This is a genomic window from Streptomyces sp. NPDC055078, assembly GCF_053607985.1.
This window is the reverse complement of record NZ_JBSGUP010000415.1, coordinates 1-7,271: the sequence shown is the minus strand read 5'-3', so window position 1 is coordinate 7,271 and position 7,271 is coordinate 1. Positions and strand designations below refer to the sequence as shown.

6 protein-coding genes are annotated in these 7,271 nt (G+C 69.0%); all 6 read right to left on the bottom strand.

Annotated elements, in window-relative coordinates:
• Window positions 1–49 precede the first annotated feature (49 nt).
• The gene (trxA, locus tag ACWF94_RS27860) at window positions 50–382 is read right to left on the bottom strand and encodes a thioredoxin (protein WP_453494189.1); all 333 of its coding nucleotides are present in this window, start codon (window positions 380–382) and stop codon (window positions 50–52) included.
• Window positions 383–428: 46 nt separating this feature from the next.
• A complete protein-coding gene (trxB, locus tag ACWF94_RS27855; protein ID WP_453494186.1) occupies window positions 429–1,403 on the bottom strand; it encodes a thioredoxin-disulfide reductase in 975 nt (324 codons plus the stop codon).
• 127 nt (window positions 1,404–1,530) lie between these two features.
• Window positions 1,531–2,436, bottom strand: coding sequence for a hypothetical protein (locus tag ACWF94_RS27850; protein ID WP_453494183.1), 906 nt, complete (start codon window positions 2,434–2,436; stop codon window positions 1,531–1,533).
• Window positions 2,433–3,137, bottom strand: coding sequence for an RNA polymerase sigma factor SigM (gene sigM / locus ACWF94_RS27845; RefSeq protein ID WP_453494180.1), 705 nt, complete (start codon window positions 3,135–3,137; stop codon window positions 2,433–2,435). Before sigM ends, ACWF94_RS27850 begins: the two co-directional genes overlap by 4 nt.
• 24 nt (window positions 3,138–3,161) lie before the next feature.
• Window positions 3,162–4,880: a serine/threonine protein kinase gene (locus tag ACWF94_RS27840; protein WP_453494177.1), complete on the bottom strand. Its 1,719-nt coding sequence runs from the start codon at window positions 4,878–4,880 to the stop codon at window positions 3,162–3,164.
• Window positions 4,881–5,101: 221 nt separating this feature from the next.
• On the bottom strand, window positions 5,102–7,271 hold a 2,170-nt coding region (gene murJ, locus ACWF94_RS27835), incomplete at its 5' end, for a murein biosynthesis integral membrane protein MurJ (protein ID WP_453494174.1).

Below are 7,271 nucleotides of genomic sequence, written 5' to 3'. Positions count from 1 at the left end.
CCTCCCGGGGGAGGAGCCCCTTCATGTTTCACGTGAAACATCGGCGCTGCTACTCGCTGATGAAGGTCTCCAGATCGCGGACAATCGCGGCCTTGGGCTTGGCGCCGACGATCGTCTTGGCGACCTCGCCGTTCTGGTAGACATTCAGCGTCGGGATGGACATCACGCCGTACTTGGCCGCCGTCGCGGGGTTCTCGTCGATGTTGAGCTTGACGACCTGGATCTTGTCACCGTGCTCGGCGGCGATGGCCTCAAGCGACGGCGCGATCTGGCGGCAGGGACCGCACCAGGCGGCCCAGAAGTCCACCAGTACAGGCTTGTCACTCTTGAGGACATCCTCTTCGAAAGAGGCGTCGGTAACGTTCTTCAGCGCGCCGGCCACGGCGGCCTCCTTACTTCTTGGCAGGGTCGGGGAGGGTGGTGCGGGGTCAGACCGCGGGGGTCTTCTCCGGCTCGGCGAACTGCTCGATGTCGGCGAGCGCCGCGAGGTAGCGCTCGGAGTCAAGGGCGGCGGAGCAGCCGGTGCCGGCGGCGGTGATGGCTTGGCGGTAGGTGTGGTCGACCACATCGCCCGCGGCGAAGACACCAGTGAGGTTGGTACGCGTCGAGGGAGCGGTCACCTTCAGATAGCCCTCGTCGTCCAGGTCGAGCTGTCCCTTGAAGAGCTCTGTGCGCGGGTCGTGGCCCACGGCGATGAACAGGCCGGTCACGGCCAGTTCGGAGGTCCCGCCCGTCTTGGTGTTGCGCAGGGTCAGACCCGAGAGCTTCTGGTCCCCGTGGATCTCGGCGACCTCGCTGTCCCAGGCAAAGGAGATCTTCGGGTCGGCGAAGGCACGGTCCTGCATGGCCTTCGATGCGCGCAGCGTGTCCCGGCGGTGGACGATGGTGACCGACTTGGCGAACCGGGACAGGAAGGTCGCCTCCTCCATCGCGGTGTCGCCGCCGCCGATGACGGCGATGTCCTGGTCCTTGAAGAAGAACCCGTCGCAGGTCGCGCACCAGGAAACGCCGCGTCCGGAGAGAGCGTCCTCGTTGGGCAGACCGAGCTTGCGGTGCTGCGAGCCGGTGGTGACGATGACCGACTTCGCCCGGTGGACGGTCCCCGCCGTGTCGGTGACCGTCTTGATGTCACCGGTGAGATCGACGGAGACGATATCGTCGGGAACCAGCTCGGCGCCGAATCGTTCGGCCTGAGCGCGCATATTGTCCATCAGGTCCGGACCCATGATGCCGTCGCGGAACCCGGGAAAGTTCTCCACATCGGTGGTGTTCATCAGCGCGCCACCAGCGGTTACGGCACCCTCGAACACCAGCGGCTTCAACGCCGCGCGCGCTGTGTAGAGCGCCGCCGTGTAGCCTGCCGGCCCGGAGCCGATGATGATCACGTTACGAACGTCGCTCACGGGTTTCTTCCTCGTCTCTGAAGCCTGCGCTGCTGCCGACTGGGCCGGGGTCACTGTCCCTCATCCCACCCAACGGATCCTAAGGGGCGTGCATTCCCGGGACGGCCCGGCATTGCGGTGGAACGCTTCAGGGGCGCGCGTAGGACTTCGTCAGCAGGAGCTTCCCGGCGGGCGGGGTGTCGGCGGCACTCACACAGGCTCCGTCGATCACATACGCCTGGACCCGTTCGCTGTTCGCGGGGTCCGGGAACACCACGAGGTACGCGTCGGAGCCCCGGTACGGACTGATCTCAAAGGCGATCGGGGAGTCCGGCCGGCCCGTGCCCTGCTGAATGCAGGGGGGCACCGAGGAAGCGATCCCCGCCCGCGGAGACGGGGAGGCTTCCTTCGCCCCGAGGGGCTTCTCCTTGTCGGCCTTCGGCTGCCGGTCGGCGGGGCCACCGGTCAGCAGGTGGTGAACCCTGTCCTCAAGATCGGAGTCCGCGAGGTCGCGGGTGCCTGCCGAGGAGCTGACGGATGCGTCCTGGGAGGTGCTGCTGCTCTTGTCGGCGTCGTCGAACTGCATCGTCTGGAGAAGCAGAACACTCACCCCGGCGGCGGCGACACCGAAGACGATGCCCACCACGGCCCTGCGGCGACGGCGTCGCGCCGGGCGGCCCCGGCCGGGACCGGTCATCCCTCGCGCGTGTCCCGTCGGACGCTCGGTGACCTTGGGCTCCTGTCGCTGGGCCGGAGGCGGTGTTTCACGTGAAACACGCGGACCGCCGGCGGGGGCGGTGGAGTCCAGAAGGGCTTCCGCCGCCAGTGCGGCATCGATGCGCTCGGCGATATCGCTCGGCATCCGGGTCTCTCCCGGCAGGGTGCCGAGCATCCCGCGGATCTCTACGAGGGACGCCTGGACATCGGTGCACAGGGCACAGCTCTCCAGATGCTGCCGCAGACCGGCACTCTGGGCCGGAGAGAGCAGTCCTTCCGTGAGATCGGAGATCTCCGAGACATCCGGATGCTGGGTCATGTCGGCCGTGGATGTCATGTGCGCCCACCTCCGCCCTTCGCCGCGGCAGGGCCATGTGGCCCCGCGTCCCTTTGTCCCGGTGCCGGTGGGACGGAATCCCCCGGCGTTCGGTTCCTTCCCAGGCTCAGTTCGCCGCTATCCCGGGCATCACCGCGCAGATGGGTGAGCATGGGCAGCAAACGTGCCCGTCCCCGGGCGCAGCGGCTCTTGACGGTGCCGGTGGGCACATCGAGGACTCGGGCGGCCTCCGCGACCGGATATCCCTGCATATCCACCAGCACCAGCGCGGCACGTTGATCAGCGGGGAGCTTGGCCAGTGCGGCGAGGAGTTCGCGGTGCAGATCCCGCCGCTCGGCGGGGGCCTCGGCTGACTCATGGGGCTCAAGGAGCTGTTCCAGCCGCTCCGTGTCGTCGACGGGCGAGGTCTTGCGCGAGGCGGCCTTGCGGGCCCGGTCGAGACAGGCGTTCACGGTGATCCGGTGCAGCCAGGTGGTGACGGCGGACTGGCCGCGGAACGTATGGGCCGCCCGGAAGGCGGACACCAGAGCGTCCTGGACCGCGTCCGCGGCCTCCTCACGATCGCCCAGGGTGCGCAGGGCCACGGCCCAGAGCCTGTCGCGGTGGCGCCGTACCAGCTCACCGAAGGCATCCGGGTCCCCCGCGACATGGCGCTCCAGCAGATCCTGGTCGGTGGTGCCACGGAGTAGCGCGTCGTCCAACGGTCAGCCCCTCCCCTGGTCCCGTCAGCTGGTGATCTTGATCTCCGAGACCTTGCCCCGGAAGTCGCCCTCGCCACTCGGCGGAAGATCGGTCAGCCAGACCAGAACGTACCGCGATTGCAGGGGCTTGCCGGGCTTGAGGGACACATTCCTTCCGGATCCATCGGCGACCTTGGTGAATCCGTCGAATCCCGTCGGCTCCGATGTGCCGGTCTCGGGCGCGGCCCTCAGTTCGACCGAGGTGTCGCCACCCAGGAAGGAGACCTCGACAGTGCCGATCCGCTGGACCTTGCCGAGGTCCAGAATGATGCCGGCGCCCTTCTTCAGCGAGCCGAAGTTCGAGGTGCCCCGGTATCCGTCGGTGTTCCAGTACGTGTCCGGATCGCCGTCGTAGCTGTTGCTGATTCCGGCGGGCTTCTCCGAACCGTCCCCGAACGGGTCGAAGTCACGGGCGCCGACGATGGGGACCGGCTTGCCGGAGTCGGGGTCCGGCGCCGAGCCGGTGCCGTCGTTCTTCTCGCCGTCGTTCGTCTGCGAGGTACCGGGATCGTCCCGTTCCTGGTCACGGCCGATCAGCTTGTCGGCGATCTGCCAGCTGCCGAGTCCCAGTGCGGCGATCAGCAGGGCGGCGACCCCCCACTTGAGGACCCTCCCGGTGCGGCTTTCGAGCGGTGCCGGAAGAACGGGCACCGGGTGGGTGACGGATGGGCCCGGGCGGGCGGCGGGGCGGCCGTAGGTGCCCTGCTGGTACGTGGTGCGCTGATACTCGGGCGGCGAGGTGAACACGGGCTCCGGCGGGCGGATACGCGGCATGGCCGCGACAGCCTTCGCCAACTCGTCCGGAGTGGTGCAGGGCGGTTCCTGGCGGGAAGCGGTGGCACCGTCGTTCACCAGGGCGCGCATGGCGAGCTCCGAGAGGCCCCGGTGGACCCCCGCTCTGACCTGGTCGGGGGGAAGGAGCCCGATGCCCTTGGGCAGCCCGGACAGGCCGTACGCATCGCTCGCGTAGGGCCAGCGGTGGGTCAGGGCGGCGTACAGCAGGGCCCCGAGCGCCTCGGTGTCGGTGCGCTGCGGGCGATCGGCGGTGATTCCGCGCAGTGCGGCGTTCACGGCGAGCCCGCGGATACGGTACTGGCCGGTGGAGGTCCGCAGGACGGCACCGGGCGTGAGTCTCAGATGCGACAGACCCTCGCGGTGCGCGGCCGTCATGGCCTGGGAGAGCTGGTCGACGAGCTGGTACGCCTCGTGCGACTCCATCGGGCCCATGGCCAGCAGAGCGGTCAGCTCGGTCGCGTCCGGCAGCCACTCATGGACGACATAGACCAGGTCGTTCTCCTCGACGGCGTCCAGCACCTGAACGAAGCGGGGGTCACCGAGGAGCGCCGATGAGCGGGCGGCGGCGAGCACCGAGCGGGCCCGCGGATGGTCGGCAGGGAGCAGATGCACACCGACGGCGCGGCGCAACTTCTCGTCCACCGCACGCCAGCTGCTGAAACCGTCCAGACGGGTGACGCACTCCTCAAGGCGGTAGCGTCTCGCGAGCTTGTGGCCACTGTGCAGCTCGGGCGTGGCGATGGTCGGTTCGTCGCCCTGCCGATCGTCGGCCGGGTCCGGGGCGGACTTCTCCGCCGTGTCCTGAGTCTGGGCCGCCCCGTCGGTCGTGGCCTCGTCCGCCTGCGCGGTCAGCGGTTCGTCTCCGCTGTTGTCGGCCACGTCGACGGCAGCCGTGCTACGTTCCGCCACCGTCGTTCCTGCCTCCCCATCCGTTGCGCATTAACCAACAGCCATGCCAATTGTGCCCACAGTCCGCCCCTATGCACGACACACAGCGGCTGACGATGGTTGTGCGGGACACTCGCCTCTCGGATCCCGCCCTCTCCACGGGTCTGGCGCGGACCGTGGAGAGGGCCGGAAGTCCTGGACATCCGGACCACAGGGACCCGCACCGGCCCGCAGGAGGCCGGCTAGCGGCCGAGACGCCCCCGCACCATGCCGACGATGGAATTCAGCTCCTCGATCCGCATCCGCTTCGCAGCGACGAAGAAGACACCCAGCAGGACGATCCCGCCGCCGACGAGCGCCGCGAGCGAACCGAGGGCACCGTTGCCGAGCGCCTTGAGGACGAGGAAGGCGACCCCGCCGCCGAGGGCGGCCGCGGGCAGGGAGGCCATGCACAGGCGGGCGTACGTGCGCATGACATGGGGGCCGTCCAGATCGCCGCCCAGACGGCGGTTCAGCCTGCGCCATGCCACGCCCACCCCGACCATGTAGGCGAAGCCGTACGACGCGGCCATACCGACGACCGCCCAGCGGGCGGGCAGCACGACAAAGCTGATCCCGGAGGCGGCGGCGTTGACGAGGGCGACGATGACGGTGTTGTAGAAGGGGGTGCGGGTGTCCTCATAGGCGTAGAAGCCGCGGAGGACGACGTACTGCACCGAGTACGGGATGAGACCGAGGCCGAAGGCCATCAGGACGAAGCCGATGCTGCGGGCACCGTCGGCGCCCGATCCGGCGTACAGCAGGGACGCCATCGGCACACCGAGGGCGAAGAACGCGAAGGCGCAGGGCACGATCGCGACGGCCGAGGTGCGCAGCCCGTAGGAGATGTCATCGCGCACCGCGGCGGTGTCGCCGTCATGGGCCGAGCGGGAGATTCTCGGGAGAACGGCCGTCATCACGGAGACGGTGATGATGGCCTGGGGCAGCTGCCACAGCAGCAGCGCGTAGTTGTACGCCGTGATGCCGGCGCCCGTGAATCCGTGCTTCTCGGCAGCCGCGCCGGCCGCCGTGGCGAGCTGGGTGACGACGATCATGCCGAGCTGGTTGGCCAGGACGAAGAAGAAGGTCCACTTGGCCAGGCCGGCGGCCTTCCCCAGGCCGTGGCCCTTCCAGTCGAAGCGGAGCCTCATCCGGAAGCCGGTCTCCCGCAGATACGGGAGCATCGCCAGGGCCTGGACCGTGAGCCCGAGCAGGGTGCCGAGCCCCAGCAGCCGTACGCCCTCAGGGGTGATCGTGGTGGCGTTGACACCGGAGCCGGTGAAGCTGCCGAACGCCCAGATGAAGGCGGAGAACGTCGCGATGATCACGATGTTGTTGAGGACCGGGGTCCACATCATCGCGCCGAAGCGGCCACGGGCGTTGAGGATCTGCCCCAGCACCACATGCACGCCCATGAAGAACATGGTGGGCAGGCAGTAGCGGGCGAAGGCGACGGCGACCTCCATCTGCTCCGGGTTCGACGCGATGGTCGGCGACATCATGCGGATGAGCAGTGGCGCCGCCAGCACACAGACCGTCGTCATCCCGGCCAGCAGTACCACGACGAGAGTCAGCAGCCGGTTGCCGTACGCCTCGCCGCCGTCGTCGTCGTTCTTCATGGCCCGCACGAGCTGGGGGATGAAGACCGCGTTCAGCGCGCCGCCACCGACCAGTACGTAGATCATCGTCGGCAGGACATTGGCGATCTGGTAGGTGTCGCTGAGGACACCGACGCCGATCGCCGCGGCCATCACCAGATTGCGCAGGAAGCCGGTGAGACGCGACACGAGTGTGCCCGCCGCCATCACCGCGCTGGACTTCAGCAGCCCGGCCGCCCGGCCGCCCGAGCTTTTCGGGGGCGGGGCCGCTACCGGCTCGGGGGCCGCGGTGGGCGCCGGGATGGACTGACCGGAGCTCTGCTGGTCCCGGAAGAGATGTGCGAAGGCGTCAGGCTCCGGCTCCCGGTCGCCCGCCCGGGTGACCAGGTCGTCGACACCGGTGTACTGGGTGGTTCTCGCGTCGTCGCCGTACGGCAGATGACGGGAGGGACCGGAGGGCTCGGGGGGCGGGGTCTGGGCCCAGACCCGGGGATCGGGGGCGTACTGCTGGGCGGGCGGCTGCTGATAGAGCGCCTGCGGCTCCTGATAGGTGCCCGGGGGCGGCGGCGGATGGGAGGCGCGGTCGTAGAGCGCCTCGGTCACCGGGTCCTGGGCGGACAGATCATGGGTCCGATAGGGGTCCTGGGCGTAGGCGTCCTGCAGATACGGGTCCTGGGCATACGGGGTGTACGCGGCGGAGTCCTGCGGGTACGGCTCCCGGGCATCCTGCGCGTACGGCTCCCGGGCATCCTGCGCGTACGGCTCCTGGGCATAC